The organism is Streptomyces sp. NPDC045695, assembly GCF_056432025.1.
Map to the genome: position 1 here is coordinate 1 of NZ_JBWKJU010000024.1, position 25135 is coordinate 25135.

The following is a 25135-nucleotide window of genomic DNA, read 5'->3' on the forward strand; positions in this document are numbered from 1 at the left end:
CCGCCGCTACGAGCGCAAGGCTGAACACTTCCTCGCCTTCGTCGGCATAGCCGCAGCCCTCATCTGCCATCGCCGACTCGCCAAATGAAACGGCGTCTAAGGCGGCCCTGCGGGCCGGCGCGGGCACGTACACCTGGGCGGCGGCCGCGGTCGGTTCGCAGAACGCGGCGAGCTACCAACTGGCCTCCGGCGAGCCCGTCATGCCGCTCGGCGGCTTCAACGGCAGCGACCCCTCGCCGACCCTGGAGCAGTTCCAGGAGTACGTGCGGGAAGGGAGGATCCACTACTTCATCGCGCAGAGCGGCGGCGCCGCCGCAGGGCCCGAGGGCGCAGCCCGCGGCGGCCCGGGCGGTGGCACCAGCAGCCGGATCGAGAGCTGGGTCAAGGCGACCTTCACGGCCAGGACGGTGGGCGGTGCGGCCTTCTACGACCTGACCGCGCCCACGTCCTGATCAACAGGGGACCTTGCCCGTCCGCTCCGTCCTAGCCCTTCAGCCGAGCCCCGGCGGCCGCGGTCTCCGCCTCGGCGGAGGCCGCCGCCGGGGCGTGGGCCGCGGGCTTGGACTTCAGCGCGACCTCCTTGATGAACAGCACCAGCACCAGCCCGAGGAGCGAGAAGGGGGCGGCGTAGAGGAAGACGTCGCCGACGCCGTGCCCGTACGCGGCCTCGACGACCTCACGGAACGGCGCGGGCAGCTTGTCGAGGTCCGGGATCCCGCCCCCGGCGGTGCCGCCGTGGCCCATGGCCGCGGCCTTCGGGCCGAGTGCGGCCAGCCCGTCCTTGACGTACTGCGTGACCCGGGTGGCCATGACCGCGCCCAGCGCGGAGACGCCCATGGCGCCACCGAGCGAGCGGAAGAAGGTGACGACCGAGCTGGCCGCGCCCAGGTCCTCGGGGGCCACCTGGTTCTGGGTGGCCAGGACCAGGTTCTGCATCATCATGCCGAGCCCGAGGCCGGTCAGGACCATGGAGAGCGCGATCTGCCAGTACGGGGTGTCGTGGCGCAGCGTGCCCAGCAGTCCGAGTCCCGCCGTCAGCAGCACGCCGCCCGAGACGAGCCAGGCCTTCCACTTACCGGTCTTGGTGATCACCTGACCGGAAACGGTGGAGGAGACGAAGAGCCCGCCGATCATCGGAATCGTGAGGATTCCGGACATCGTGGGGGACTCGCCGCGGGCCAACTGGAAGAACTGGCTGAAAAACACGGTCCCTGAGAACATCGCGATGCCCACGAACAGGGAAGCCGCCGACGCGAGGGTGATGGTCCTGTTGCGGAACAGCCGCAGCGGGATGATCGGGTCGCTCGCGCGGGACTCGACGAGGACGAAGAGCAGGCCGAGCGCCACCGCGCCGCCCGTCATCGCCCAGGTCTGCCAGGAGATCCACGCGTACGAGTCCCCGGCCTGCGTGACCCAGATCAGCAGCAGCGAGACCGCCCCGCTGATCAGGAAGGCGCCGAGCCAGTCGACCTTGACGTCGCGGCGGACGACCGGGAGGCGGAGCGTCTTCTGGAGGACGATCAGCGCGATGATCGCGAAGGGCACGCCGACGTAGAAGCACCAGCGCCAGCCCAGCCACTCGGTGTCCGTGATGACACCGCCGAGCAGGGGGCCGCCGACGGTGGCGACGGCGAAGACCGCGCCGAGGTAACCGCTGTACCGGCCGCGCTCGCGCGGGGAGATCATCGCGGCCATGACGATCTGGGCGAGGGCGGACAGGCCACCGACGCCGATGCCCTGGACCACGCGGCAGGCGATGAGCGTGCCGGTGTTCTGGGACATGCCCGCGACCACGGAGCCGAGGACGTAGATCACCAGGGATATCTGGACCAGTAGCTTCTTGCTGAAGAGGTCGGACAGCTTGCCCCACAGCGGGGTGGCCGCCGTCATCGAGAGCAGGGCCGCCGTGACGACCCAGGTGTACGAGGACTGGGTGCCGCCGAGGTCGCTGATGATCTGGGGGAGGGCGTTGGAGACGATCGTGGAGGACAGGATCGCCACGAACATGCCGAGCATCAGCCCGGACAGCGCCTTCATGATCTGCGAGTGGGTCATGGCCACGGCCGTGGTGCCGGACGTGTCGCGTGGGGTGTCGGACGTGGGGTCGGTCGTCGTATCCGACGGGGCCATGTCTTTCCTTCGTCTAGAAGCTCGATCGAAGCCGGGCCAGCAGGGTGTTGAGTACGTCGATGTCCTGGGCGGACCAGTCGTGGAGGGCTCTTTCCACCGCGGCCGTGTACCGCGCGCCGAGCTCGGTGAGCAGCGCCCGTCCGGCCGGGGTGAGCCGCAGGATCCGGCAGCGCCCGTCCCCCGGGTCGGTCTCGCGCGCGATCCAGCCGCGGTCGGCGACGTGCGTGACGTGCCGACTGGTCACCGAGATGTCGACGGCCATGAACTCGGCCAGCCGGCTCAGCCGCATCTCGCCGTGCCGGTCGAGCACGGTGAGGACGGCGGCGGCGCCGGGCGGGCAGTCGGGGGGCAGGTGGCCGGCGAGCCCGCGCTTGACCGCGCCGATGCCGAGGAGCTGGCGGGCCAGCTCCTCGTGCGGGGTCGGGGTGGTCCCAGCCGTCGGCTTCGTCTGCACGGTCACCCGAGGACCCTTCATCTAGTTGCTTAGGGCAACCATAGAAGCGAATGGTTGCTACAGGCAAATGAATCCGGGGGGTGGGGCGGTAAAGGAATGCCAAAACCGGCTAGGGTCCTGCTCCATGGCTGCGAACCACAACTCACAGGGCCCCGAGGGCAACTACGACCCCGCGGGCAGCACTCAGATGTTCCGGGCTTTCGTCGAGGAGGCCGCACCGGCCAGGCAGGCGGGCCCGGGATCCCGCCAGCAGCGCCGCGCGCAGCAGGGGCAGTCCGCGCCCTCGAAGCAGACCACGAAGCTGGGGCTGATCATCGCGCTGGTCCTCGTGATCGGCGCGGCGGCCTGGGTGGTCCTGCACTGACCGCCTGACCCGCACTGACCGCCTGACCCGCGAAACACCCCGCTAGCTCCAGGTGGCGGTGACCCGCTGGGTGTCCACGTGCATGCCCAGCGGCACCCGCCACGCCTCCACGCACACCGTGTAGGTCTGGGTGCGCGCGGTTCCCCCCGCGATGGGCGCGGGCAGGGGCTGGGTCGTGGTGAGGGTGGCCCAGTCCACGCCGAGGGCGCCGATGACGTGCGTCGCGAAGCTGACCGTGCCCGAACGCGCCGCGGTCGTGCCGGTGTTGGTGAAGGTGACGGTCACCCGCTCGCACCAGCGGTCGGCCGCGGCCGTCCTGACCGGCGTGGACAGCGTCAGCTTCGCCGGGGTCGCCGGGGTCGTCGCGGGCGGCGGGGCCGGCGGAGTCGTCGTGCCCGGCTTCGTCGACCCGCCCGACGGGCCGGCCGGCCCGGGCGGGGTGCCGGGTGCGGTGGTGGGTGAACCCGGCCCGGGCGGGGTGCCGCGGGTGGGGTCGGAGCCGCCGGGGGCGGTGGTCGTCGCTCCGCCCGGTGCGGAGCCCCCTGGGGTCGGGGATCCGGGGGGACTGGCCGACGTACCGGATGACGCGGAGGATCCGCCCGCCGCGGACGGGCCGCCGAGCTGCTGGAACTCCACCTGCCCCTGGGGGGCCACGTTCTCCCCGGCCCCCCGTTCGGGGCCCGGGGCCGCGGCGCCCACGGCGACGTAGCCGTCCCGTGCCGGGCCGCCGCAGCCGGTGAGGCCGACGGCGGCCGTGCAGGACAGGGCGAGCAGGGTGGCCGCCCGCGAGGGCCCTCGCGATCCCTTGCGCATCAGCATCGCGCCAGTTTTCCTGACGGAGCGTCAATTGGGAAGCGCGTGGCGCCCGCCCTCGGTCAGCCCCCGGTCAGGCCTCGGCCAGTCCGCGGTCCCTCCCCGGTCACTCGCCGATGAGGCCTACGCGCAGTTGCGCCAGGGTGCGGGTCAGCAGCCGGGAGACGTGCATCTGGGAGATGCCGACCTCCTCGCCGATCTGCGACTGCGTCATGTTCGCGAAGAACCGGAGCATGATGATCTGCCGTTCCCGGGGCGGGAGTTTGGCGAGCAGCGGCTTCAGCGACTCGCGGTACTCGACGCCTTCGAGCGCGGTGTCCTCGTAGCCGAGGCGGTCCGCGAGGGATCCCTCGCCGCCCTCGTCCTCGGGGGAGGGCGAGTCGAGCGAGGAGGCGGTGTAGGCGTTGCCGACGGCGAGACCGTCGACCACGTCCTCCTCCGAGACCCCGAGCACGGCGGCGAGCTCCGGCACGGTCGGCGAGCGGTCCAGTTTCTGGGCGAGCTCGTCACTGGCCTTCGTCAGCGCGAGGCGCAGCTCCTGGAGCCGGCGCGGGACGCGGACGGACCAGGAGGTGTCCCGAAAGAATCGTTTGATCTCGCCCACGACGGTCGGCATCGCGAACGTCGGGAATTCGACTCCGCGTTCGCAGTCGAACCGGTCGATCGCCTTGATCAGGCCGATCGTGCCGACCTGGACGATGTCCTCCATCGGCTCGTTGCGGCTGCGGAACCGGGCGGCGGCGTACCTGACCAAGGGCAGGTTCAGCTCGATCAGGGTGTCGCGTACGTACACCCGGTCGGGGCTGTCCGCGTCCAGGGCGGCAAGTCGCTGGAAGAGGGAGCGGGACAGGGTGCGGGTGTCGATGGCTTCCGAGCGGTCGGACACGGCCGGTGCCGGGCTCTTGACGAGCGTGAGCACCTTGGAGCTGCCCTGGTCTACGGACATGCCACCCCCTTGAGGTCGCGGACGGTCGCGTGCGGCGCGCCCGTCGGAGGAACGCAGCCTCCACCTGAATACCGGAGGCGGGGCTGCGGCAAACGCGGTTCCAGCAGAATGTCACATGTCGGCAACACGCTGTAGCGCCAAGTCGACATATATCTCCAGCGACAGAAGAGGTCAGAAGGGGACCAGCCCGTTCTGTCGGGAAACGTGTGGATGATCTCCACTCGTTACGGTTACGCCTCGATCCTGTTTGCGGATCTCAGTCGGGCGAAACTCCGGGCGAGGAGTCGGGAGACGTGCATCTGGGAGACGCCGAGCTCGGCGCTGATCTGGGACTGCGTCAGGTTGTTGTAGTACCGCAGGAGCAGGATCCGCTGTTCACGTTCGGGCAGTTGTACGAGGAGGTGGCGGACGAGGTCGCGGTGTTCGACCCCGGCCAGCTCCGGGTCCTCGTAGCCGAGGCGGTCCAGCAGCCCGGGCATGCCGTCACCCTCCTGGGCGGCCTCCAGTGAGGTGGCGTGGTAGCTCCGCCCGGCCTCGATGCAGGAGAGCACCTCGTCCTCGGTGATGCGCAGCCGCTCGGCGATCTCGGAGGTGGCCGGGGTGCGGCCGTGGAGGGTGGTGAGGTCCTCGGTGGCGGCGTTGACCTGCACCCACAGCTCGTGGAGGCGGCGCGGCACGTGGACGGTGCGGACGTTGTCGCGGAAGTACCGCTTGATCTCGCCGACGACGGTCGGCATCGCGAAGGTGGGGAACTGCACGCCGCGGTCCGGGTCGAACCGGTCGATCGCGTTGATCAGCCCGATGGTGCCGACCTGGACCACGTCCTCCATCGGCTCGTTGCGGCTGCGGAAGCGGGCGGCCGCGTACCGGACGAGCGGGAGGTTGGCCTCGATGAGGGCTCCGCGCACCCGGGTGTGCTCGCTGGTGCCGGGATCCAGGCCCTTCAGCTGCCCGAAGAGGACCTGGGTCAGGGCCCGGGTGTCCGCGCCCCGGCTCGGGGGTCTGGGGGGCGCCGGGGGCTCCTCGGGCGGCTCCTGGCGGGGCTCCTGAGGGGGTTCCGGGTGGGGTTGCGGGCCGGACTCGTGACGCGATTCCGGGAGGGCGTCGTGCCGGGGCTCTTGACTGGACTCCGGACTGGACTCCTGACTGGACTCCGGGCGGGGTTCCTGGCGGAGTTCCTGGCGGAGTTCCTGGCGGAGTTCCTGGCGGGGCTCCGGTGGGGGCGCTACTTGGGGGTCCTGCTGGGGTGGCACTTGAGGCGCAGTACTGGCCGGCACGGTCACGCCACCCCTTCAGTCAACTCATCCGTCAAAAGCGGTCATAGCATCACAAGAGATGTGCACTGTGTGCAAGCACCGTATATCGCCGTGTTGAGGGCAAGTTGGGCATATCAGGGCAATATGGCCAATGATGGGTATGCAAAAAGCCCCCCACCCGTCGGAGTGGGGGGCCGGAAGTCCGGGAACCGCTTCAGCGTACGGGTTCAGCGCACCAGTTCGGTCATGAACTCGCCGATACCGGACGCGGCATCCGATATCCCCTGGAAGCCTATTTCCACGAGCTCGGCGGCTCGCTTCGGCTGAGTGATGATCACAAAGAGGACGAACACGGTGAGGGCACCCGTGATGAGTTTCTTGGTGTCCACGAGCGGGCGGCCTCCCCAACCGGTCCTTGCAAGTCGGGTGAGTCTAACCGGTCAGGATCGGACACTCACCTTTCCTTTAAGGACCAATGACCCACCGATCCGGGCCCTTTGCCGCCGGGCCGCGGTCGCGGAGGACGCAGGATGGAGGGGAGCCCACCGGCTCTGGCAGGAAACCGGTGGGTGAGGGACAGGACCTCACTGCGGGGTCCGCGCCGCGGGCTCCCCCTGCCTGCGGCGCGGACGAGCAGGTCTCGTCCTCATCGGGGGAAGTGGCTTCGTCCCCCCGACGCCACTTCCCCCGTCCCACGCGAAGGAGGCCCCGACCCGGGTCGGGGCCTCCTTCGCGTGCGCGTTCTCGGGGCCACTCGGCCTACTCGGCCCCATCGGCCTACTCGATGCCGCCGGCCAGGTCCGTGAGGGGCTGTACGGGGGCGATCACGGGCGCCAGTTGGTTGGGCAGCTCCATGAGCGCGTTGAGCTGGTTCGCGCCCTCGCTGAGCTTCGAGCCGATCTCCTGGACCGAGGCGGGCTGGGCCCCCGCCGGCATCCCCTGCGCCGGCACCGGCAGGTCCGGGAGGGTGAGGGGGGCGATCGGGGAAGCCGAGGCGGCGGGTGCGGCGAGGCCCGCGGCGGCCCCCGCGAGGGCGAAGGCGGCGAGCATGCGCTGGGTCTTGGTCATGCCGTGACAACGGCCGAGGGGGCGGGCGGTCACGCCCGCCGTACTCCGGACAGGGCGCGGCGCAGGGCCCGCCCGGTGCGCGTACGAGGAGACCTCATACGACGAGACCCTCATACGACGAGAGCCCCACCCTCGCGGGTGGGGCTCTCGATCGGAGCGGTAGTGGAGGGATTTGAACCCCCGATGGGTTGCCCCATACTCGCTTTCGAGGCGAGCTCCTTCGGCCACTCGGACACACTACCGAGATGGATCCTAGCCTACGGAGCGGCATGCTCTGAAATCGGTGTCCGCCGCGCGTGCGGAATCCCCGTCCAGAGGCTTCAGAGGTCGCGGAAGAAGTCGGTCAGCTGCCGGGCGCACTCCTCGGCGAGGACGCCGCGGATCACTTCGGGGCGGTGGTTGAGCCTGCGGTCCCGTACGAGGTCCCACAGCGACCCGGCCGCGCCCGCCTTCTCGTCGTCCGCGCCGTAGACGACCCGGGCGACGCGGGACTGCACGAGCGCGCCCGCGCACATCACGCACGGTTCCAGGGTCACGACCAGGGTGCACCCCGCGAGCCGCCATTCCCCGAGTGCGGCGGCGGCCCGGCGCAGCGCCACCACCTCGGCGTGCCCCGTCGGGTCGCCGGTCGCCTCGCGTTCGTTGTACCCGGTGGCGAGGACGTTCCCGTCCGGGCCGAGCACGACGGCGCCGACCGGCACATCGCCGGCCGGCACCGCCCGGGCGGCCTCCTGGAGCGCCAGGCGCATGGAGTCCCGCCACGGGTCCCGTACGGGATCGGGACCGGTGGTGAGCGGGTCGTGCAGGGGGGTCACTAGCGAACGGCCTCCAGGACCTCGGTGGCGCCGAGGGACTCGGCGATCTCCGAGAGGGCGTCCCCGTCGAGGGCCATCAGTTGTTTGTGGGTCACCCCGAGGTCGTCCAGCAGGCGGGGGTCGCCGAGCGGACCGGCCGGCACCGGCTCCGCACCGGTCCCGCCCACCGCGTCCTCGTCGGCGTCCTCGTCCGTGTAGACGGCGACGGCGTCCTCTTCGCCGTCCTCGGTGCCGTCCAGGTCCAGCTCGTCGAGTTCGTCCTCCTCCTCGTCGCTGCCCAGCAGCTCTTTGGTCAGCATCGAGCCGTAGGAGCTGCGGGCGGCCGCGGAGGCGTTCGATACGAAGTACCGCGGGTCCTCCTCGCCGTCCACGCGGACGACGCCGAACCAGGCGTCCTCCTGCTCGATGAGGGCGACCACCGTGTCGTCGTCGACAGCGGCGGAACGGGCGAGATCGATCAGATCACTGAGGGACTCGACGTCGTCGAGTTCCATGTCGCTCGCTTCCCACCCGTCTTCGGTGCGCGCGAGCAGTGCGGCGAAGTACACCGTGACTCTCCCACTGGTCTTAGGCGTGCCGGTTGGAGGTCCCCCCGGCCGGAGGTTGGGGTTCGGCGGCCGTGCTGCTCGCCGTCCGTACCCCGCCCAATCGGCATCGTGGCAGAAACGGCGGCTTTGCGAGAGGTCTTCGGCGCGGTGGCGTGCCGCTGCCTGCCGTGGCGGGGGCCGTACGGGGTGTGGGGGCGTGGGCGTGTCGGCGCCGAGGCGGCGGCTGCACCCCTGAAGCGCGGCGGGGCATCAGGTGCTACCAGCGGCAGGTCCTACCAGCGAGCAGGCGCTACCAGCGGAAGGTGCGCATGCGCATCTGCTGGCGCATGCGGGCCGCGCGGGCGCGGCGGGGCTGGACGCGGTCGCGGAGCTCGCGCGCCTCCATCAGGTCGCGCAGGAACTGCGCGCGGCGTGCTCGGCGCTGCGCCGGGGTCTCCGGCGTATCGTCGCTCGGCTCGGTGTCGGGCATCGGCCACCACCCTGGCTGGTCGGTCGTCCCCCCTTGCACCCACCTTCCCCCGGACAGCCCGTTTGATGCCACCCCTTCGCAGGTCAGACGTCGTCCGTGAGGGTCGGGACGACGGCGACCGGGCCGTGCGCGTGCTGCAGTACCGCGTTCGCCACCGAGCCGATCAGCAGGGACATGGCGGTGCGCCGCGGGTGGTGGCGGCCCACCACGACCAGCGCCGCCGACCGGGAGGCCGTGACCAGCCGGCCCGCCGGGTCGCCCGGTACGGCGGCCTGCTCGACCGGGACGTCCGGGTGGCGCGCGCGGAACGGCGCGAGCCGCTCCGTCTGGGACCGCAGCATCTCGCGTTCGGCCGGTACGCCGTCCCCGCCGTCCGCCAGGCCCTCCGGCGGGATCACCGCGAAGGGGCTGTCGATGACCATGGTCGGCGCGGGCGGGACGGAGTAGGCCGAGACCACCTGGACGGTGGTCCCCCGCACGGCCGCCTCGCTGAACGCGAAGGCCAGTACGTCGTCGGGCGTCTCGGCGGCGTGCAGCCCGAGCACCACCTTCCCCGCGGACTGCTCCGAGGCGGCGTCGGGCACCTTCCGCTCCGCGTGCGGGACCACCACCACCGGGCAGGGCGCCGTGGTCGCCACGGCCCGGCTGTTCGAGCCGAGCAGCAGGCTGGCGAGGTCCCCGCGCCCCCGGGAGCCCATCACCAGCATCAGGGCCTCCACCCCGATCACGCGCAGGGCCTCGGGGACGGAGCCCTCCAGCGACTCGTACTGGATGCCCTCGGGCAGTTCGTCGCGGTCGCCGAGCAGGGCCCGGACCCGGTCGGCCACCGGATCGGCGAACTCCTCCGGCTCCGAGGCGTGATGCAGGGCCGAGCGGCGTCCGGCGTACAACTGGGCGTGGTCGGGCAGGACATGGGCGACCATGAGCCCCGTACCGTGCCGGAGGGCGGCCGCCCTGGCCCACTCCAGGGCCTTGAGGCTCTGTTCGGATCCGTCGACGGCTGCGATCACCGGTGCGTTGCCCATGGGTCCAGCGTGCTGGGCGTGCGGGCGGGCCGCATCCGCAGGCCGCAGCGCAGTTCCCGGCGCGCGCCGCAGTGCGGCGCGCGGCAGGGGCCGCGGTGGCGTGGCCGCCGCTTCGGACGCGAAGGGGCCCCGTCAGCGCGTAGCCTTTTGGGTGCAGGTCGCGTCGTGCGGCCGTTTTTGCAGGTCGCAGGCTGAGTTTTGGAGGATGTTGTGCGTTTGCAGGTCGTCGATCACCCCTTGGTGGCGCACAAACTCACCACCCTGCGCGACAAGCGCACCGACTCGGCCACCTTCCGGCGGCTGGCCGACGAGCTCGTGACCCTGCTGGCGTACGAGGCCACCCGCGACGTGCGCACCGAGCAGGCCGACATCGAGACGCCGGTCGCCCCGACCACCGGTGTGAAGCTCTCCCACCCGCGCCCGCTGGTCGTGCCGATCCTGCGCGCCGGTCTCGGCATGCTCGACGGCATGGTGCGGCTGCTGCCGACCGCCGAGGTGGGCTTCCTGGGCATGGTCCGCAACGAGGAGACCCTGGAGGCCTCCACGTACGCGACGCGCATGCCCGAGGACCTCTCCGGCCGGCAGGTCTACGTCGTCGACCCCATGCTCGCCACGGGCGGCACGCTCGTCGCGGCCATCCAGGAGCTGATCAAGCGCGGCGCCGACGACGTCACGGCCGTGGTGCTGCTGGCCGCGCCCGAGGGCGTCGAGATCATGGAGCGCGAGCTGGCGGGCACGCCGGTGACGGTGGTGACGGCCGCGGTGGACGAGCGGCTCAACGAGCACGGCTACATCGTGCCGGGCCTGGGCGACGCGGGCGACCGGATGTACGGGTCGGCCGAATAAACCGTCCGGCGCCCGGGCGGCGCCGGTCCGGCGCTTCAGCAGTTCTTGGCGGGCGCGGGCACGGGGTGGGCCAGGACGGCCAGCGCCTTGTCCGCGTCCTCCTTCGTACTGAGCTCCTTGAAGGCGTCACCCAGGATCAGGTCGATGTCCGCGCCCTCGCGGGCGTCGGTCTGCTGGGTGGTGCCGCCGAGCTGGGTGCCCAGTACGGAGTACGCGGCCTTGTCGGTCGTGGGGGAGCCCAGCAGTATCCCGGTGCCGGGGACCTTCTTGTCGAAGTCGGCCGGGGCGTTGCCCACGTTGCCGATGACGAAGCCGCGCTTGGCCAGCTCGTCACCGACGGCCTTGGCCAGGCCCGCGCGCGGCGTCGCGTTGTAGACGTTGACCGTGATCGAGGCGGGCTCGGGGAGCACGACGGCCGGTGTGGCCGGGGCCGAGGCGCTGGAGGCGGCCTCGGCGCCGCCCTTGGCGGCCGCCTTCGAAGACGTGGTCGGGCAGTCCTTGGAACCCGCAGCCGTCTTCCGCTTGGGACTGTCGCCCTGGAACACGTCGATGAGCTGCAGCGCCCCGTAGCCGACCAGGGCGAGCGCGAGGACCGAGCCGAGCACGGCGAGGACGATCCGACGACGGCTCCGCTTACGGCTCATGCGGGGGTAGGCCGCTCCCGTGACGCGGTACTTTCCGCCCATGCCGGGGGGAGTGAGCATGCTCATGGGCGCAGCGTAGTGCCGCCTGGTGGCGATGCCTACTAAATGATCTGCTGATAGGTCAATGGAGACCCGAAAGGCGCAATCCACGCGAAGCGGGCCAGTGGCTCGGCGAGGCGGGCCGGCCCCTGCGAGAAGCGGGTCAGTCCATTTCGAGGACGCGCGCGTGCAGCACCTGGCGCTGCTGGAGCGCGGCGCGCACGGCGCGGTGCAGTCCGTCCTCCAGGTACAGGTCGCCCCGCCACTTCACGACATGGGCGAACAGGTCGCCGTAGAAGGTGGAGTCCTCGGCGAGCAGCGTTTCGAGGTCCAGCTGTCCCTTGGTCGTCACGAGCTGGTCGAGCCGGACCGGGCGCGGCGCGACGTCCGCCCACTGCCGGGTGGTTTCCCTGCCGTGGTCGGGGTACGGCCGTCCGCTTCCGATGCGCTTGAAGATCACACGGAAAGCCTACCGGGCCCGTGCCTGCGGGCGCAGCCTCGCAGCGGCGGTGCAAAAGTGTCGAACAGTGCTATTTGGGGAGTGATCCATGAGCGAGAGCAGCGCCCCCGCCACCCCGGCGGACCAGACAGGACCGGCCGGGAAGATCATCGCCGGGTACGCCTTCACGGGTCCCGCGCTCGACCTCGGGGCACTGCTCTGGGACGGGGACTGCCTGCCCGATCACCAGATCCGCATCCCGCTGTCCATGCTCAACCGCCACGGGCTGGTCGCCGGCGCCACCGGTACGGGCAAGACCAAGACCCTCCAGCTCATCGCCGAGCAGCTTTCGACCGCGGGCGTCCCGGTCTTCCTCGCGGACGTCAAGGGGGACGTCTCGGGGATCTCCGTGCCCGGCGCCGCCCACCCGAAGACCGCCGAACGGGCCCGGGACGTCGCCCAGACGTGGGAGCCCACCGGATACCCGAGCGAGTTCTACGCGCTCGGCGGGATCGGCCCCGGAATCCCCGTCCGCTCCACGGTCACCAGCTTCGGCCCGGTGCTGATGTCGAAGGTGCTCCAGCTCAACCAGACCCAGGAGCAGTCCCTCGGCCTGATCTTCCACTACGCCGACACCAAGGGCTTGGAGCTGATCGACCTCAAGGACCTGCGCGCGGTCGTCGCCTTCCTCGTCTCCGACGAGGGGAAGGCCGAGCTCAAGGGCATCGGCGGACTGTCCACGGTGACGGCCGGGGTGATCCTGCGGGCGCTGACCACCTTCGAGCAGCAGGGCGCCGCGGAGTTCTTCGGCGAACCGGAGTTCGACACCGGCGAGTTCCTCCGTACGGCCGCCGACGGGCGCGGCACGGTCTCCGTACTGGAGCTCGCGGCGGTCCAGGACAAGCCGCAGCTCTTCTCCACCTTCCTGATGTGGCTGCTGGCCGACCTCTACCACGACCTGCCGGAGGTCGGCGACGTGGAGCGGCCCAAGCTCGTCTTCTTCTTCGACGAGGCGCACCTGCTCTTCAACGGGGCCTCGAAGGCCTTCCTCGCGTCCCTCACCCAGACGGTGCGGCTCATCCGCTCCAAGGGCGTCGGCGTCTTCTTCGTGACCCAGACGCCCAAGGACGTACCGGCGGACGTGCTCGCCCAGCTCGGCAACCGGGTGCAGCACGCGCTGCGCGCCTTCACCCCCGACGACGCCAAGGCGCTGAAGGCGACCGTGAGGACCTTCCCGCACTCCGATTACGACCTGGAGGAGCTGCTCACCGGGCTGGGGACCGGCGAGGCCGTCGTCACCGTGCTCAGCGAGAACGGCGCCCCGACCCCGGTCGCGGTGACCAGGCTGCGCGCCCCGCAGTCGCTGATGGGGCCGGTCGAGTCGGCGGCCCTGGACCGGGCTGTGACCTCCTCGCCGCTCTACGCCCGCTACGCCGAGCCGGTCGACCGGGAGTCGGCGCACGAGAAGATCACCGCCGAGCAGGCCGCGGCCGAGGCGCGGGCGGAGGCCGCCGCGGCGGCCTCCGAGGCCGAGAAACGGGCCAAGGCGCAGGCCAAGGAAGCGGAGCGGGAAGCGGCGAAGGAGGCGGCGACGGCCGCGCGCGGCGCCCCGAAGCCGGAGCCCTCGCTGGCGGAGCAGGTGATGGGGAGCGGACTGTTCCGCTCGCTGGCCCGGTCGATCGGGACCCAGGTGGGCCGGGAGATCTCGCGCTCGATCTTCGGGACGGCGCGCAAGCGCCGCTGAGACCGTGGCCGGAAGAACCCGGCCGGGGTGACGCGGCCGGGGCGCGCGCTGACAGACTCGGTACATGCGGACCGAACTCACCGACACCACGTCCAGCAAAGTCAACCGGGCCCTGCTCGAAGCGCGCCGGGCCATCGGCAGCCCCACCATGGGGCTGGTGCTGACCCTCGTCGTGGTCACCGACGAGGAGAACGCCTACGACGCCGTACGCGCGGCCTCCGAGGCCTCGCGCGAGCACCCCTGCCGGATCATCGCGGTGATCAAGCGGACCTCGCGCGGCCAGCACAAGCTCCGCGCGAGCCGGGTGGACGCCGAGCTGCGGGTCGGCTCGGACGCCGGCACGGGGGAGATCGTGCTGCTGCGCCTGCACGGGGCGCTGACCGAGCAGGCCGGGTCGGTCGTCCTGCCCCTGCTCGTGCCGGACGCGCCCGTGGTGGCGTGGTGGCCGGCCGACGCCCCCGCCGACCTGGCGCGGGACCCGCTGGGCGCGCTCGCCCAGCGCCGGATCACGGACGCGGCCGCCGCGTTCGACCCGGTCGGCGTGCTCGACGGGCGGGCCGCGGGGTACCAGCCCGGAGACACCGACCTGGCGTGGACCCGGCTCACGCCGTGGCGGGCCCTGCTAGCCGCCGCCCTGGACCAGAAGCCGCTGCCGGTGACCGGCGCGGCGGTGGAGAGCGAGCCGGAGAACGCGAGCGCCGAGCTGCTGGCGCGCTGGCTGGAGGACCGGCTGGGGGTCCCGGTGGACCGGGTGGCGACCGACGGACCGGTGATCACCGGGGTCAGCCTGCGGACCACGGCCGGGGAGATCCGGGTGGACCGGCCCGCGGGCGTGCTGGCGACCCTGTCCCTGCCGGGAAGCCCCGACCGCAAGGTGGCCCTGAAGATCCGCAGCGGCGCCGAACTGATCGCGGAGGAACTGCGCCGCCTCGACGCGGACGTGGTCTACGGCTCCGCGCTGCGGCGACGGCCGCTCCAGGCCCCGCTCTCGGCGTAGTGGTTGTCGTAGGCCGATGAACTGTCCTTGATGTCCTGGACGGTGGCCTCGCCGGCGTGGACCCGGCCCAGGAGCCGGTAGTAGTCGAAGCGGCCCATGCCGGGCGTGAAGCCGACGAAGACACTGGCGGTGTGGCCGGGGGCGGGGGCGAAGGCGTGCTTGACGCCCGGCGGGATCGCGAGGAAGTCACCGGCGCCGAGGGTCTGGATCTCCTCCCCGACGAGGACGTCGAGCTGTCCCTCGGTGACGTGGAAGAACTCGGTGGCCTTGGTGTGGAAGTGCACCGGGGCGCCGTGGGCGCCCTCGTCGAAGGTGGCGGTGTTGCAGGTGAGTTCGGCGGTGTCCGTGAGCAGCGTGATGAGGCTGCCCGGGGCGTCGTGGATGGCTTCGGCGGTGGCCGCGCGCGTCGCGGTCGCGATCTCTGTCATGTCCACCAATCTATGGACGCGATAGACCGGCCACAGGGGTCAATGAGACCTCTCTGCGGCCGGTCAATTCCTTTGCTTCGGCCCCACCGCGGACCGGGGCGGTGCGATCAGGAGTCCCCGGCGGGCTTCGCCGCCTTCGCCGCCTTGGCCGCGGCCTTCATCTCCTGTTTGTGCGCCCGCACCTTGGCCAGGGACTCCGGGCCCGTGATGTCGGCGGCCGACCGGTAGACGTTCGCCTCGCCGTATCCGCCCGCCGCCTCCCGCCAGCCCGCGGGCCGCACGCCGAGCCGCTTGCCCAGCAGCGCCAGGAAGATCTTCGCCTTCTGCTCCCCGAAGCCGGGCAGCGCCTTGAGGCGCTTGAGCAGCTCCTCCCCGCTCGCGGCATCGGCCCAGACGGCCTCGGCGTCCCCGCCGTAGTGCTCCACCAGGTACCCGCACAGCTGCTGGATCCGCGTCGCCATCGACCCCGGGTAGCGGTGCACGGCGGGCTTCTCGGAGAGCATCGCGGCGAAGGCCTCCGGGTCGTACGCGGCGATGGCGTGCGCGTCCAGATCGTCGGCGCCCATCCGCTGGGCGATCGTCCAGGGCCCCGAGAACGCCCACTCCATCGGCACCTGCTGGTCCAGCAGCATCCCGACGAGCGCGGCGAGCGGGCTCCGGCCGAGCAGCGCGTCGGCCTGTGGCTGCTGGGCCAGCCGGATGGTGATGTCCTTGTCCATGGGTCCAGCGTCCCGCGTGGGTGCGTTCCCCGCGCGGGCGGCACACCGCGCGCCTAGCGTGACTACGACGACGGGAACCGCTACGAGCCGAGGAGTCGATCGACCATGACGGAGTTCACCGAAGGCGCGCCGTGCTGGGTGGACGCGATGTTCACGGACGTGGAGGGTGCCAAGGCCTTCTACGGCGACGTGCTGGGCTGGACCTTCGGCGAGGCCAGCACCGAGTACGGGAACTACACGCAGGCCTACTCCGACGGCAAGGCCGTCGCGGCCGTCGTCCCTCCGATGCCGGGGGCCGACGCGCCGTCGCAGTGGTGTCTGTACTTCGCCTCGCCGGACGCGGCGGCCACGGCCGAGAAGGTCACGTCGGCCGGCGGTGAGGTGCTGATGGGCCCGATGCAGGTGGGCACCTTCGGCACGATGCTGATCGCGAAGGAGCCGAGCGGCGCGGTCTTCGGCGTCTGGCAGCCGGGCGAGCACAAGGGCTTCGAGAAGATGGGCGAGGCGGGGTCGTACGCCTGGGCGGAGGTCTTCACCCGGGAGCCTGACAAGGCGGACGACTTCCTGTCGAAGGTGTTCCCGTACGCCGCCCAGCAGATGGACGCGGGCGACGACCCCGAGACGGCCGGCATGGACTTCAAGGTCTTCAGCCTCGGCGGCGCCGAGAACGTGGTGCTGGGCCGGATGAAGATGGGCGAGGAGTTCCCGCCGCAGATCCCCTCGTACATCCAGATCTACTTCGGCGTCCCGAACTGCGACGAGGCGGTCGAGAAGACCAAGAAGCACGGCGGGAAGCTGCACTTCGGGCCGATGGACAGCCCGTTCGGCCGCTTCGCGGCGGTGACGGACCCGCAGGGCGCGGCCTTCGCGGTGATCGACATGTCGACGACGGTCGGCGAGATGCCGAGCTTCGGCTGAGCCGTCCCGGACGGACGTGTCCGTGCCCCTGCCGGTGGTTCACGGCAGGGGCACGGGGCTGCGGGCGGCGACTGCCACGGTGGAGGGATACCGGCCGCCCGGCCCGCCTTGCCAGACCCCGGCGCCGGGATCACCCGTATGCCGCAGCCCGTTCACCGCAGAAACGATCATGTGCGGGGGTGGGCCGCCGGGTCACCGCGGCCCGTGATCCGGCAGACTGCCCCGCTGGCACGGGAGTTCTATCGGCGGGGGGCGGATTTCATGAGGCGCTGGACGGTCGGGGTGGCCGCGGGATGGGGACTGGCGATGCTGGCGGTGAGCTCGTGCACGACGCCGCCCGCGCCCCCGTTGTCGCCGGCGGCCGCGCCGTCCCCGGCGAAGCCCTGGACGCCCCCGCCCCCCGCGTCCTCGTCCTCCCCTTCCCATTCGCCCTCACCCTCGCCCTCGCCCGAGCCGCCGTCGACCTCGGGTCCGGCCGCGTCAGTCGGGGACGGCAAGGTCACGGCCGCCGACGGACCGTTGCTGGCCGCGGTCCGGCGGATTCCGGATCTCCAGGTCCCGGGTGACGACTCCGTCATCGTGATCCACCGCGAGGGGCCGGACGCGGGCGAGCTCGCCTGGATGCCGGACGACCGGCACTACTGCCTCGCCGTGATCCGGTACGAGGGCGTGACGACCTCGTGCAACCCGCTGCCCACGTCCTGGGCGCGGGTCGGGATCCGGCTGGTGACCAAGGGCCGGCCGTACCCCGACCAGCCCGGCAGGTCGGAAACCCGCACGGTCTTCTTCGCCGTCGTGGACGGCGGCCACGGCCCGTACCACTACACCGCGACCGGTGAGCCGGGGCCCGGCATGGGGCCGATCCGCGACGCCACGGCCGTCTTCGCCTCCGGGCGGACGCTGAGCCTGCTGACGTACGAGTGCCCCACCGTGGGTCTTTCGCCGGGCGACCGTGAGATCTGCAGCGCGGACAACGCCATCTGCTTCCCGGCCCTCGACGTCTACGTCAGCCAGGACCAGACCACCCCACCGAACGCTCCGGCGACGTAGGGCGGTTCGACGGGAACGCAGACCCCACACGCTCGGCTACTTACTGCCGTCGCCGAGGCTATTCCAGTGATTCAGGTGCGACGCTCATGACACCGTGAATCCGGGAGAGGGCGAAGACGCGCTCGGCGCCCGGAGGTGGCACCAGGCTTCGATGTAAAAGTCGCGGTCGACGAAGGCTTTCTGCGGCTACGACGGGAGCATCGGCGCGGTGCCGGTCGCACCCGCGCCATCCGGCCGAGCAGCGAGGGCTCCGGGGGAGCGCCGTCGAACCGAGACCATGCAACGCCGAAGGTTGGCTGCCAGACACAGCTGGCGGCGACGCGGCGGACGGAGTCCCGTCAAAGCTCGGATTCGGGTCGTTTCCGACCCTCTCCAGGACCGCCCGGCCTAGGGTGGTCTTCAGGCATGAGCCCGTGACCACAGCGTGGAGGAGCCGATCATGAGCACTGCCCCGAATCTGCCGCTCCCGCCGCGCAGACCCGAGGAGTCGCATCCTCAGTCCCATCCGCTACGGACGATCCGGGAGATCCGGGAGTCCCTGCCCGAGCATCAGCTGGGGCACTTCGATGCCGAGCTCGCCGACACCGACATCGATGCCTTGCCTGACATGCTTCACCGCTGGGCGACGCTGGGCAGCGACGGGTTCCTTGAGCGACTTACGGCGGCCCCGTTCGAGGGTCTGGAGTTCGGGCAGCGGTCCTATGACGATGCGGCGGACGGCGAGTGATCTATCTGCTCGACACCAATGTGGTCGCCGAGATCACCACCCGGCCGTAGCCTGCCCCTGCCGTCGTCGCCTGGGCTCGCTCGGTTCCGTCTCCTGCCCTCTACCTGAGCGTCATCACGGTGGCGGAGATAGAAGCAGGCATTGCCGCAACACCGGATCCGGTGCGGCGTACGGCCTTCGAGCGGGCGCTCACGGACCTCCGTGATCAGTACCGCGACCGGATCGCCGCCGTCGGTGAGCGGGAGGCACTTGCCTACCTCGCTCTTCACCGGAGGCTCAAAAATGCCGGAACCAGCATCGATCCACCTGATGCGCTGATCGCCGCCACTGCCCTGGCGAACGGCTGGACGCTCGTGAGCCGCAACATCAAGCATCTGGCGCGATCAGGCGCACTGCTGCTGAACCCTTGGGAGTGCGAGGGGCAGGCCATCGAGCCTGGAACGCGGGGACGGTCCGGTTTTGAGGCATGAACGCAGAAGGCCCCGGCCGGTTTCCCGGTCGGGGCCTTCAAGTGCCCGGTGAGGCACTGGCGGAGGATACGAGATTCGAACTCGTGAGGGGTTGCCCCCAACACGCTTTCCAAGCGTGCGCCCTAGGCCACTAGGCGAATCCTCCGCCGCAAACAATACAAGACGTTGAGGGGTGCTCGCGAACGTGATCGTCGGCGGGAGACCCGGTGGGGGTCCGGCTCGATTCCGGGGGCCTTCATCCGCTAGGGTGGGGCCAGCCCCTCACGTGGCGCTATCTCACCCAACTCCCCCAGGGCCGGAAGGCAGCAAGGGTAAGTGGGCTCTGGCGGGTGCGTGAGGGGCGCTTTGCGTTCCGGAGGGCCTTCGTGGCCTCGGCGGGCCGCCGTTGTCGGCGGGCCCGGATAACCTCGTAGACGTGTCGTCCCTTGCGCTGTACCGCCGCTATCGCCCCGAGTCGTTCGCCGAGGTCATCGGGCAGGAGCATGTCACTGCCCCGCTGATGCAGGCCCTGCGGAACAACCGGGTCAATCACGCGTACCTGTTCAGCGGGCCGCGAGGGTGTGGAAAGACCACCAGCGCACGCATCCTCGCCCGCTGTCTGAACTGTGAGCAGGGTCCCACCCCGACCCCCTGCGGGGAGTGCCAGTCCTGCCGGGACCTGGCCAGGAACGGGCCGGGGTCCATCGACGTCATCGAGATCGACGCCGCCTCGCACGGTGGTGTGGACGACGCCCGTGACCTGCGCGAGAAGGCGTTCTTCGGGCCGGCGTCCAGCCGCTACAAGATCTACATCATCGACGAGGCCCACATGGTCACCTCGGCGGGCTTCAACGCCCTGCTGAAGGTCGTCGAGGAGCCGCCGGAGCACCTCAAGTTCATCTTCGCCACCACCGAGCCGGAGAAGGTGATCGGGACCATCCGGTCCAGGACGCACCACTACCCCTTCCGCCTGGTGCCGCCCGGCACCCTGCGGGAGTACCTGGGCGAGGTCTGCGGGCGGGAGGGCGCCACCGTCGAGGACGGCGTGCTGCCGCTCGTGGTGCGCGCCGGCGCCGGGTCCGTGCGTGACTCGATGTCCGTCATGGACCAGCTCCTCGCGGGCGCCGGTGAAGGCGGTGTGACGTATGCCATGGCGACCTCGCTGCTGGGTTACACCGAGGGCTCCCTGCTCGACGCCGTCATCGACGCCTTCGCCGCCGGGGACGGGGCCGCGGCCTTCGAGGTCGTCGACCGCGTCGTCGAGGGCGGGAACGACCCGCGCCGCTTCGTCGCCGACCTGCTGGAGCGGCTGCGCGACCTGGTCATCCTGGCCGCCGTGCCCGACGCCGGGGAGAAGGGGCTGATCGACGCCCCCGCCGATGTCGTCGAGCGGATGCAGGCCCAGGCGTCCGTGTTCGGGGCCGCGGAGCTCTCGCGGGCCGCCGATCTGGTCAACACCGGCCTCACCGAGATGCGGGGCGCGACCTCGCCCCGGCTCCAGCTGGAGCTGATCTGCGCGCGCGTGCTGCTGCCCGCCGCCTTCGACGACGAGCGGTCCTTCCAAGCCCGGCTCGACCGGCTGGAGCGCAGCGGGGCCGCCGCCTTCGCCCCCGCGCCGCAGCCCGCCGCACCGCCCGCCATGGGCTACGTGCCCGGGCCCGAGGCGCATGCCATGGCGCCGGCCGGGCCCGGTGGGGGCGTCGTCGCCGCGCGTGCGGCCGTACGGGCTCCCGAGCCGGTGGCGGCTCCCGAGCCGGTTCGGACGCCCGAGCCGGCCCCTGCGCCGGTCCGGGCTCCCGAGCCCGCGGCCGAGCCTGCCGCCCCCGCGCCGGCCGCGACCGGACCCGCGCCGGGAGCCTGGCCCGGAGCGGCGCAGCCGGGGAGCGGTGCGCCCGGCGCCTGGCCCGGAGCCGCGGCCCCGGCCAGCCCGGCCCCCGCTCCCGCCCCCGTTCCCCCGGCCGCCGGTGCCTGGCCCAGCGCGGCCGCGCCCGGTCAGGGCGCCCCCGCGGGCCCGCCCGCCCCGGCCCCCGGCCCCGCAGCCGCCGCTGCCCCCGCGAGCGCCGCCCCCTCCCCCGGCATGGCCGCGGGCGCCGGGCAGGTGCAGGCGATGTGGCCCGCGGTGCTGGAGGCCGTGAAGAACCGCCGCCGCTTCACCTGGATCCTGCTCAGCCAGAACGCCCAGGTCACCGGCTTCGACGGCACCACGCTCCAGCTGGGCTTCCCCAATGCCGGCGCCCGCGACAACTTCGCCAGCAGCGGCAGCGAGGACGTCCTCAAGGCGGTCCTCGCCGAGCAGTTCCAGGTCAACTGGAAGATCGACGCCGTGGTCGCGGGGGGCGGCCCGGCCCCCGTGACCCAGGCCTCCGCGTACGGCGCGCCGCCCGCCTCCGGCTACAACCCGCCGCCCGCCGCTCCGTCGGCGCAGGCCGCCGCCCCGCAGCAGCACCAGCAGTCGCCGTACCAGCAGGCGCAGCAGTCGCAGCAGGCCCAGCGGCCGCAGCAGCCCCATCAGTCCCAGCAGCCACATCAGTCGGGTCCTGCCTCGCAGCCCCAGGTGCAGCAGGCGCCCCCGCCGGTCGCCCCCGAGGACGACTTCGCGGAGGAGGACGATCCCGACCTCGTCGAGAGCGCGCTGACGGGACACGACCTGATCGTGCGCGAGCTCGGAGCCACGGTTGTAGAGGAATATACGAACGAGTAGGGCCGTCTCATTGGGTGGCCGCACGAAAGGGAATCCGGAGTGCGGGCTACGCTTCATGGCGTGAAGGTCCTCGTCATCGGCGGCGGCGCCCGCGAACACGCCCTGTGCCGCTCTCTGTCCCTCGACCCCGACGTCTCCGCGCTGTACTGCGCCCCCGGTAACGCGGGGATCGCGGATGTGGCCGAGCTCCGGGACGTCGACCCCCTCGACGGCGACGCCGTCGCCCGCCTCGCCACCGAACTCGGCGCCGACCTGGTCGTGGTCGGCCCGGAGGCCCCGCTGGTCGCCGGGGTCGGCGACGCCGTGCGCGCCGCCGGCATCCCCGTCTTCGGGCCGTCCGCCGAGGCGGCGCAGCTCGAAGGCTCCAAGGCCTTCGCCAAGGACGTGATGGCCGCCGCCGGGGTCCCGACCGCGCGCAGCTACGTCTGCACCACCCCGGAAGAGGTGGATGCGGCCCTCGACGCCTTCGGCGCCCCGTACGTCGTCAAGGACGACGGTCTCGCGGCCGGCAAGGGCGTCGTGGTCACCGAGGACCGGGCCGCTGCCCGCGCCCACGCGCTGGCCTGCGACCGCGTGGTCATCGAGGAGTACCTGGACGGCCCCGAGGTCTCCCTCTTCGCCATCACCGACGGCGTCACCGTGCTCCCGCTCCAGCCCGCGCAGGACTTCAAGCGCGCCCTGGACGGCGACGAGGGCCCCAACACCGGCGGCATGGGCGCGTACTCGCCCCTGCCCTGGGCCGATCCGAAGCTGGTCGACGAGGTCATGGAGCTGGTCCTCCAGCCGACCGTCGACGAGCTCCGCCGCCGCGGCACCCCCTTCTCCGGCCTGCTCTACGCCGGCCTCGCGATCACCAGCCGCGGCACCCGGGTCATCGAGTTCAACGCCCGCTTCGGCGACCCCGAGACCCAGGTGGTCCTGGCCCGGCTGCGCACCCCGCTCGCGAGCGTCCTGCTGAACGCCGCCAAGGGCACCCTGGACGTCGAGCCCCCGCTGCGCTGGAGCGAGGACGCGGCCGTCACGGTGGTCATCGCCTCGCACAACTACCCCGGGACCCCCCGCACCGGGGACCCGATCGAGGGCCTGGCCGAGGTGGCCGCCGAGGACGCGCCCGACGCGTACGTGCTGCACGCCGGGACCCGGCGCGAGGGCGATGCGGTCGTCAGCGCGGGCGGCCGCGTGCTGTCGGTGACGGCGACCGGATCCGATCTGGCGCAGGCCCGCACGAAGGCGTATAAGGCCGTGTCGCGCATCCGGCTGGACGGCGCGCAGCACCGTACGGACATCGCCGCCAAGGCGGCCGAGCACCGCTGACCAGCGGCTCCGCAGACCCGCGGGCCCGGTGCGCAGATCCTGCGCCCGGGCCCGCGGGCGCGTTCGCGTGCGAGTGCATCCGGCCGCGTTCGAACGCACCCAGCTTTACCCAAAGCCATTCCATCGGGTGATCGTCGCCCGGTCTGCCTGACGGCCGGGCGCGCCCCAACTAGGGTGCGATGCCAAGCATTCCGGCACTTGGCCCACCGGCATTGCGGTGTCAGTGGCGGGTGTCACAGTGGGGGAGTGAGCAAAGCCGCCGCAGGGCAGAGGGGGTGAGGTCCGGCCGTGTCCGGAACCGGTTCGATCATCGAAGCAGGCGTGCCGTCCGCGCGTTCCCGAGCTCTGGCCGTGCTGCGCGTGCGCAGCAGGGCCTTGGCCTTCGGGCTGCTGCCCGCCGCCCTCGCGGTGGTGCTGGTGGCCGCCCGGGCGACGGGCCGGCTGGCCGGTGAGCCCTGGCCGGTGGTGACCCTGGTGGTGTGCGCGGTCGCCGCGCTGGTCCTGCTCGTCGGCGGGACCTTCGCCGCGGTGGTGCTGCGAGCGAGCCCCGCCGTGACGCCGACGGTGCCGCTGTCGGAGGCCGCGGCCCCCGATCTCTACCGGCTGGTGCGGGACCTGGCCGACCGGATGGACGTGCCGGCGCCCTCCGCGATAGCCCTGACCCCGGACTGCGACAGCTGGCTGGAGGACCGCACCCACGGGGCGCACCGCCGGAGCGGCATAGCCGGCGGTCCGGAGTCCGAGCCGGGCGCCGCCCCCGTGCTGGTGATCGGCTCGCCGTTCCTGTGGTGGATGCGGGTCGCGGAGCTACGGGCGGTCCTGGCGCCGGTCATCGCCGGTACGGGCCCTTCGGCGCACCCCGACATAGCCGATGCCCGCGGTTTCGTACGGGGCCTGGACGCGGCCGTGGACGTGGGCAGCCGGCGCGGCCTCGGCTGGATCGCCCCGCCGGCCCGGCTGCTGCTGCGGCTGTGCCGGACCGACGCGGCCGAGATGGAGCGCGGGGTGGCCAGGGCCGCCTCGGAGCGCGCCCAGGATGTGGACTACGGGCTGCGCATGGTCGCCCAGGAGCAGGTCGGCCTCGCCTACGCGGGCTGGGACCGGCTGCTGACCCGGGTCGCCCTGCCCGCCTGGCGGATGGGCCGCTGGCCGGCGCGGCTCGACGCCGGGGTGGTTTCCGCGCTGACCGAGCTGTCCCGGCGGGACCGGCTGGCCGAGGGGTTCACCTCGCGGCTCGGCGAGCGCCCCGCCTGTGACCTGCTGGAGCAGCCCGGCGCGGTGGACGAGGCGACCTCGCTGCTGGCCGCCCGGCTCTTCCACGGCGGTCCGGCCGAGACCGGACCGGCCTGGTCCCCGGTGGACTGGGCGGCGTATCCGGAGGAGGTCGTGGACCGCAAGTGGCGTACGGAGGCGGCCCGGCTCCACGCGGCGCTGGACGCCCTCGACGCCCTGGCCGTCCCGGCGGGCCTGTCGCCCGGATCTTCCGGAGCCGCGGCCGCCACCCCGGCCCCGAGCTCCACCCCGGCCCCGGCCTCCACCCCCGTCGCGGGCTCCACGCACGCGGCTCCCACCGCCGCAGGCTCCACCACCGTCGCGGCCACCGGATCCCCGGCGCCGACCACCGTGGACGGTTTCACCGGTCCCACCCTGGAGCGGGTGCTGGGCTATCTCACGGACCCCGCGGGCCAGGGCGGGGCGGGGGAGGCGCTGGCCGGACGGCTCAGCGCGGACCTGGCCCGCGAGGAGCGGGCCGCGGGCACGGCCGCCGGGGCGGGGAAGGCCCGGGGGGCCGACGCCGTACCGCTGTTCCCGCTCCAGCCGCCGCGCAGCGGCAGGGACCTGCTGGCCGACCACGTCACCGCGATGGTGTGCTGCGCTGCCGTGGACTCGGTGGGGGCCGCACCGGGGCTGGACTGGCTCGACGGGCCGGTCCTGCTGGTCGGCGGCGACCGCCGCTCCGACCTCGCGGCGCCCGTGCTGTGCCTGGTCGAGGACGGGAACCCGGAGCCCCTGAGGGACTGGCTCACGGATCTGGGCGTCCGCCCGGAGAAGCCCGTCCGTCTCGTCTGAGCCCTCCCGCGCGTCCGCAACGGCCACGGACCCCGCCCGCCCACGGGCGACGTCTCGTACAGATAAGCGGATCCGAATGTTCCGTTCCCGTCAATTCGCGACGAACGGTGACGGACTGCGTGCGTTATGTGATGTGCTGGGCTCGATGCACGCCCGTTCGGG

The 25135-nt window shown here is 72.1% G+C and carries 25 protein-coding genes, 2 tRNA genes, 1 other RNA gene and 3 pseudogenes; 13 read left to right on the forward strand and 18 right to left on the reverse strand.

All coding sequences use genetic code 11. From position 1 onward, the window contains the following. Positions 1-95: 95 nt before the first annotated feature. Positions 96-452 (forward strand): annotated as a pseudogene (locus AC07DU_RS29355) (mannosyltransferase YkcB-related protein); the annotation flags it as partial. 55 nt (positions 453-507) lie between these two features. Here AC07DU_RS29355 and AC07DU_RS29360 read toward each other — a convergent pair. Next, positions 508-2130, reverse strand: a pseudogene (locus AC07DU_RS29360) (MDR family MFS transporter); the annotation flags it as partial. A gap of 13 nt (positions 2131-2143) precedes the next feature. Continuing rightward, entirely contained in the window at positions 2144-2605 is a 462-nt protein-coding gene (locus AC07DU_RS29365; RefSeq protein ID WP_479029601.1) for a MarR family winged helix-turn-helix transcriptional regulator, read from the reverse strand. A 103-nt stretch (positions 2606-2708) separates the two neighbouring features. Here AC07DU_RS29365 and AC07DU_RS29370 point away from each other — a divergent pair, with 103 nt between their 5' ends. Next, on the forward strand, positions 2709-2948 hold the full coding sequence (locus AC07DU_RS29370; protein ID WP_479114731.1) for a hypothetical protein: 240 nt from the start codon (positions 2709-2711) through the stop codon (positions 2946-2948). Positions 2949-2990: 42 nt separating this feature from the next. Here the strand turns inward: AC07DU_RS29370 and AC07DU_RS29375 are convergent, their stop codons facing one another. The 10 genes from AC07DU_RS29375 to AC07DU_RS29420 all read right to left on the reverse strand — a co-directional run bounded on the left by AC07DU_RS29375 (position 2991) and on the right by AC07DU_RS29420 (position 9888). Then, the gene (locus tag AC07DU_RS29375; protein WP_479114733.1) at positions 2991-3767 is read right to left on the reverse strand and encodes a hypothetical protein; all 777 of its coding nucleotides are present in this window, start codon (positions 3765-3767) and stop codon (positions 2991-2993) included. A 100-nt stretch (positions 3768-3867) separates the two neighbouring features. After that, complete coding sequence (locus AC07DU_RS29380) at positions 3868-4707, reverse strand: RNA polymerase sigma factor SigF (RefSeq protein ID WP_150518939.1); 840 nt, start codon at positions 4705-4707, stop codon at positions 3868-3870. Positions 4708-4937: 230 nt separating this feature from the next. Then, positions 4938-5960, reverse strand: a complete 1023-nt coding sequence (locus AC07DU_RS29385; protein ID WP_479114735.1) for an RNA polymerase sigma factor SigF — start codon at positions 5958-5960, stop codon at positions 4938-4940. 230 nt (positions 5961-6190) lie between these two features. After that, entirely contained in the window at positions 6191-6352 is a 162-nt protein-coding gene (locus AC07DU_RS29390; protein WP_360898899.1) for a hypothetical protein, read from the reverse strand. A 388-nt stretch (positions 6353-6740) separates the two neighbouring features. After that, complete coding sequence (locus tag AC07DU_RS29395; RefSeq protein ID WP_366866190.1) at positions 6741-7031, reverse strand: hypothetical protein; 291 nt, start codon at positions 7029-7031, stop codon at positions 6741-6743. A gap of 157 nt (positions 7032-7188) precedes the next feature. After that, positions 7189-7273 (reverse strand) — tRNA-Ser (locus AC07DU_RS29400). Positions 7274-7351: 78 nt separating this feature from the next. After that, positions 7352-7780, reverse strand: a complete 429-nt coding sequence (gene tadA, locus AC07DU_RS29405) for a tRNA adenosine(34) deaminase TadA (RefSeq protein ID WP_361940049.1) — start codon at positions 7778-7780, stop codon at positions 7352-7354. Between the two features lie 65 nt (positions 7781-7845). Then, positions 7846-8394: a tRNA adenosine deaminase-associated protein gene (locus AC07DU_RS29410; protein WP_479114738.1), complete on the reverse strand. Its 549-nt coding sequence runs from the start codon at positions 8392-8394 to the stop codon at positions 7846-7848. Between the two features lie 289 nt (positions 8395-8683). Then, a complete protein-coding gene (locus AC07DU_RS29415; RefSeq protein ID WP_360898908.1) occupies positions 8684-8863 on the reverse strand; it encodes a hypothetical protein in 180 nt (59 codons plus the stop codon). 83 nt (positions 8864-8946) lie between these two features. Then, positions 8947-9888 (reverse strand): universal stress protein, encoded by a 942-nt coding sequence (locus AC07DU_RS29420; RefSeq protein WP_479114740.1) that lies wholly within the window; start codon positions 9886-9888, stop codon positions 8947-8949. Positions 9889-10098: 210 nt separating this feature from the next. Here AC07DU_RS29420 and upp point away from each other — a divergent pair, with 210 nt between their 5' ends. Further along, positions 10099-10734 (forward strand): uracil phosphoribosyltransferase, encoded by a 636-nt coding sequence (gene upp / locus AC07DU_RS29425; protein ID WP_030010426.1) that lies wholly within the window; start codon positions 10099-10101, stop codon positions 10732-10734. Positions 10735-10769: 35 nt separating this feature from the next. Here upp and AC07DU_RS29430 read toward each other — a convergent pair whose 3' ends face one another. Then, positions 10770-11444 carry a LytR C-terminal domain-containing protein gene (locus tag AC07DU_RS29430; protein ID WP_479029173.1) on the reverse strand — a complete coding sequence of 225 codons (675 nt, stop codon included), beginning with the start codon at positions 11442-11444 and terminating at the stop codon, positions 10770-10772. Positions 11445-11580: 136 nt separating this feature from the next. Continuing rightward, positions 11581-11877: a type II toxin-antitoxin system VapB family antitoxin gene (locus tag AC07DU_RS29435; protein ID WP_030010424.1), complete on the reverse strand. Its 297-nt coding sequence runs from the start codon at positions 11875-11877 to the stop codon at positions 11581-11583. A gap of 88 nt (positions 11878-11965) precedes the next feature. Between AC07DU_RS29435 and AC07DU_RS29440 the strand changes: the two genes are divergently transcribed. Then, a complete protein-coding gene (locus AC07DU_RS29440) occupies positions 11966-13600 on the forward strand; it encodes a helicase HerA-like domain-containing protein (RefSeq protein WP_479114742.1) in 1635 nt (544 codons plus the stop codon). A gap of 64 nt (positions 13601-13664) precedes the next feature. Next, a complete protein-coding gene (opcA, locus tag AC07DU_RS29445; RefSeq protein WP_479029169.1) occupies positions 13665-14597 on the forward strand; it encodes a glucose-6-phosphate dehydrogenase assembly protein OpcA in 933 nt (310 codons plus the stop codon). Here the strand turns inward: opcA and AC07DU_RS29450 are convergent. Both AC07DU_RS29450 and AC07DU_RS29455 read right to left on the reverse strand, forming a co-directional pair. Continuing rightward, positions 14546-15025 (reverse strand): cupin domain-containing protein, encoded by a 480-nt coding sequence (locus tag AC07DU_RS29450; RefSeq protein ID WP_360898924.1) that lies wholly within the window; start codon positions 15023-15025, stop codon positions 14546-14548. The genes opcA and AC07DU_RS29450 overlap by 52 nt on opposite strands. A 107-nt stretch (positions 15026-15132) precedes the next feature. Then, a complete protein-coding gene (locus AC07DU_RS29455) occupies positions 15133-15744 on the reverse strand; it encodes an HhH-GPD-type base excision DNA repair protein (RefSeq protein WP_479114744.1) in 612 nt (203 codons plus the stop codon). A gap of 105 nt (positions 15745-15849) precedes the next feature. Here AC07DU_RS29455 and AC07DU_RS29460 point away from each other — a divergent pair, with 105 nt between their 5' ends. Continuing rightward, complete coding sequence (locus AC07DU_RS29460; RefSeq protein WP_360898930.1) at positions 15850-16662, forward strand: VOC family protein; 813 nt, start codon at positions 15850-15852, stop codon at positions 16660-16662. Between the two features lie 239 nt (positions 16663-16901). Here the strand turns inward: AC07DU_RS29460 and AC07DU_RS29465 are convergent, their stop codons facing one another. Continuing rightward, positions 16902-17165, reverse strand: a complete 264-nt coding sequence (locus AC07DU_RS29465; protein ID WP_479114746.1) for a hypothetical protein — start codon at positions 17163-17165, stop codon at positions 16902-16904. A 16-nt stretch (positions 17166-17181) separates the two neighbouring features. Here AC07DU_RS29465 and AC07DU_RS29470 point away from each other — a divergent pair, with 16 nt between their 5' ends. From AC07DU_RS29470 to AC07DU_RS29480, 3 genes and pseudogenes are all read left to right on the forward strand, one after another. Next, on the forward strand, positions 17182-17712 hold the full coding sequence (locus AC07DU_RS29470) for a hypothetical protein (RefSeq protein ID WP_479114748.1): 531 nt from the start codon (positions 17182-17184) through the stop codon (positions 17710-17712). A 439-nt stretch (positions 17713-18151) separates the two neighbouring features. Further along, entirely contained in the window at positions 18152-18439 is a 288-nt protein-coding gene (locus tag AC07DU_RS29475) for a hypothetical protein (protein WP_214946609.1), read from the forward strand. A gap of 86 nt (positions 18440-18525) precedes the next feature. After that, positions 18526-18909, forward strand: a pseudogene (locus AC07DU_RS29480) (PIN domain-containing protein); the annotation flags it as partial. A 57-nt stretch (positions 18910-18966) separates the two neighbouring features. Here AC07DU_RS29480 and AC07DU_RS29485 read toward each other — a convergent pair. Beyond that, positions 18967-19054 (reverse strand) — tRNA-Ser (locus AC07DU_RS29485). A 107-nt stretch (positions 19055-19161) separates the two neighbouring features. Here AC07DU_RS29485 and ffs point away from each other — a divergent pair. From ffs to AC07DU_RS29505, 4 genes are all read left to right on the forward strand, one after another. After that, positions 19162-19260: signal recognition particle sRNA small type (ffs, locus tag AC07DU_RS29490), an RNA gene on the forward strand. Positions 19261-19324: 64 nt separating this feature from the next. Then, the gene (locus AC07DU_RS29495; RefSeq protein ID WP_479114750.1) at positions 19325-21589 is read left to right on the forward strand and encodes a DNA polymerase III subunit gamma and tau; all 2265 of its coding nucleotides are present in this window, start codon (positions 19325-19327) and stop codon (positions 21587-21589) included. Between the two features lie 60 nt (positions 21590-21649). Next, positions 21650-22903 (forward strand): phosphoribosylamine--glycine ligase, encoded by a 1254-nt coding sequence (purD, locus tag AC07DU_RS29500; RefSeq protein ID WP_479114752.1) that lies wholly within the window; start codon positions 21650-21652, stop codon positions 22901-22903. 288 nt (positions 22904-23191) lie between these two features. Beyond that, positions 23192-24973 (forward strand): M48 family metalloprotease, encoded by a 1782-nt coding sequence (locus tag AC07DU_RS29505; RefSeq protein WP_479114754.1) that lies wholly within the window; start codon positions 23192-23194, stop codon positions 24971-24973. The last annotated feature ends 162 nt before the right edge of the window (positions 24974-25135 follow it).

What these genes read in the sequence shown, in the direction of transcription:
- opcA (WP_479029169.1), top strand. Translation starts at nt 13,665, where the DNA reads ATGCGGACCGAACTCACCGACACCACGTCCAGCAAAGTCAACCGGGCC.
- AC07DU_RS29415 (WP_360898908.1), bottom strand. Translation starts at nt 8,863, where the DNA reads ATGCCCGACACCGAGCCGAGCGACGATACGCCGGAGACCCCGGCGCAG.
- AC07DU_RS29420 (WP_479114740.1), bottom strand. Translation starts at nt 9,888, where the DNA reads ATGGGCAACGCACCGGTGATCGCAGCCGTCGACGGATCCGAACAGAGC.
- AC07DU_RS29460 (WP_360898930.1), top strand. Translation starts at nt 15,850, where the DNA reads ATGACGGAGTTCACCGAAGGCGCGCCGTGCTGGGTGGACGCGATGTTC.
- AC07DU_RS29395 (WP_366866190.1), bottom strand. Translation starts at nt 7,031, where the DNA reads ATGACCAAGACCCAGCGCATGCTCGCCGCCTTCGCCCTCGCGGGGGCC.
- tadA (WP_361940049.1), bottom strand. Translation starts at nt 7,780, where the DNA reads ATGCGCCTGGCGCTCCAGGAGGCCGCCCGGGCGGTGCCGGCCGGCGAT.
- AC07DU_RS29365 (WP_479029601.1), bottom strand. Translation starts at nt 2,605, where the DNA reads ATGAAGGGTCCTCGGGTGACCGTGCAGACGAAGCCGACGGCTGGGACC.
- AC07DU_RS29455 (WP_479114744.1), bottom strand. Translation starts at nt 15,744, where the DNA reads ATGGACAAGGACATCACCATCCGGCTGGCCCAGCAGCCACAGGCCGAC.
- AC07DU_RS29380 (WP_150518939.1), bottom strand. Translation starts at nt 4,707, where the DNA reads ATGTCCGTAGACCAGGGCAGCTCCAAGGTGCTCACGCTCGTCAAGAGC.
- AC07DU_RS29430 (WP_479029173.1), bottom strand. Translation starts at nt 11,444, where the DNA reads ATGAGCATGCTCACTCCCCCCGGCATGGGCGGAAAGTACCGCGTCACG.
- AC07DU_RS29475 (WP_214946609.1), top strand. Translation starts at nt 18,152, where the DNA reads ATGAGCACTGCCCCGAATCTGCCGCTCCCGCCGCGCAGACCCGAGGAG.
- AC07DU_RS29370 (WP_479114731.1), top strand. Translation starts at nt 2,709, where the DNA reads ATGGCTGCGAACCACAACTCACAGGGCCCCGAGGGCAACTACGACCCC.
- AC07DU_RS29450 (WP_360898924.1), bottom strand. Translation starts at nt 15,025, where the DNA reads ATGACAGAGATCGCGACCGCGACGCGCGCGGCCACCGCCGAAGCCATC.
- AC07DU_RS29375 (WP_479114733.1), bottom strand. Translation starts at nt 3,767, where the DNA reads ATGCTGATGCGCAAGGGATCGCGAGGGCCCTCGCGGGCGGCCACCCTG.
- AC07DU_RS29440 (WP_479114742.1), top strand. Translation starts at nt 11,966, where the DNA reads ATGAGCGAGAGCAGCGCCCCCGCCACCCCGGCGGACCAGACAGGACCG.